Genomic DNA, 1,049 nt, shown 5'->3' on the forward strand with positions numbered 1-1,049 from the left:
GCAGCACTATTCAAGTTGGATTGAAGAGCAGTATCTCAATTGGATGTTCGAACTCAACACACAACTTAATCACCAAACCGCCGCAACTTACATCATTGAATACGAGGATGAACTTGGCATTCCGCGTGTCGACTTTATTTGCAAAAACGAAAACACTTTGCGGATGATTCGCCCCGCTCATTTTGTTGAAGACATGCGACAGATGGTGAGTTCGACCGATTATCTTGATCACCAAGTACAGCAAGTCGCGCTCAGAATCGAACGGCAATGCCGAGCGAAAGGATGGTAAATAAAGGCAGGTACAACGTTAGGGAAATTCGAATAACAAAAAGCCATCTTCTAAGCTTGATCATTAGAACGAGAAGTTTGAACGACGAGAAGACTCAACGGATGGATAAACGCTATGCTATCGATAAAACAATTATCTTATGCCTTGGCTGTCTCAAAAACGCTGCATTTTCGTAAAGCAGCAGATTTGTGTCATGTTCGCCAATCAACGTTGAGCACAGGCGTCAGTGAACTGGAGCGTCAGCTAGGCATTAAGATTTTTGAACGGGACAATAAAAAAGTGCTCGTCACGCGACTTGGTCGTGAGGTTTTGGACAAAGCCAGCAACATCATGCTTCAACTGGAAGACATGGCACACCTCGACCACAGTTGCGGCGAACCTTTTTGCTTTCCGTTGTCCATTGGCATGATCCCGACCATTGCACCTTATCTTCTGCCAAAGTTGTTACTCACCTTAAAAGAGCAGTACCCCAACGCGAAAATAGACATCGTCGAAGAACAGTCGCATGTCCTGGTCGACATGGTTCACAGCGGTGAGATTGACGCGGCCGTGCTGGCCATCCCCTACCCTTGTGACGGCTTGTTAACGGTAGAGGTTTGGCAAGAAGACTTTTACTGGGTCGCGCTCGATGGGCAAATGCACACAGACCAAAGCAGCATTACGTCCGAAGAACTACAAGACACCAACCTCATGCTGCTTAAAGAAGGCCACTGCCTCAAAGATCATATTTTGGATGCCTGCCGCCTCTCTGAACAAACCT

1 protein-coding gene and 1 pseudogene are annotated in these 1,049 nt (G+C 46.7%); both read left to right on the top strand.

The genetic code is table 11. The features are described from left to right. Positions 1–289: pseudogene (locus R7190_RS25860) on the top strand (hypothetical protein); the annotation flags it as partial. Between the two features lie 114 nt (positions 290–403). Continuing rightward, on the top strand, positions 404–1,049 hold a 646-nt coding region (locus tag R7190_RS25865), incomplete at its 3' end, for a LysR family transcriptional regulator (protein ID WP_318137676.1).

Source organism: Vibrio sp. 1078-1 (assembly GCF_033340475.1).